The 418-nt window shown below is 66.0% G+C and carries 1 protein-coding gene and 1 pseudogene; both read right to left on the bottom strand.

The annotated features are described in order from the left end of the window. Positions 1–194, bottom strand: a pseudogene (locus tag EIY87_RS47455) (IS3-like element ISCARN46 family transposase); the annotation flags it as partial. Continuing rightward, the coding region (locus EIY87_RS47450) for a transposase (RefSeq protein WP_148106226.1) at positions 191–418 on the bottom strand (228 nt) is incomplete at its 5' end. The gene EIY87_RS47450 and the pseudogene EIY87_RS47455, both read right to left, overlap by 4 nt.

Raw genomic sequence — 418 nt, 5'->3', positions numbered from 1 at the left:
CCGTAGGTGCCGCGGGAGTCGCGGTGCACCTCGATGATTTTCTCGGTCAGCGTGGCATCCTCGTGAGCACGCTGCGAGAGACCGGTGCGGTGGGTGTAGTAGGCGGCTCGGGAGACCTTGAGCAGGGTGCAGGCACGCTTGACGGTGCCTGCGCCGCGGGCGTTCTCCGCCTCGATGAACGGGTAGACGTTCACCGGGTCTCCTTCGCGAAGAAAGCCGTCGCCCGTTTGAGGATCTCCACGTCCTCACGCAACCGTGTGTTCTCTTTCCGCAGCGCGGCGAGTTCGGCTTTCTCCTCGCTGGTCAGCCCGTCACTGCGGACCCCGGCGTCACGCTCGGCTTGGGTGATCCATTTCCGCACGACCGAGTCGGTCAGCTCGAAGTCCCGGACCACCTCCGGCACTGTTCGCTCGCCGCG

Source organism: Amycolatopsis eburnea, from assembly GCF_003937945.1.
Classification (GTDB): Bacteria; Actinomycetota; Actinomycetes; order Mycobacteriales; family Pseudonocardiaceae; genus Amycolatopsis; species Amycolatopsis eburnea.
The sequence above is the reverse complement of the archived record's forward strand: the minus strand, read 5'-3'. Positions and strand labels throughout refer to the sequence as shown.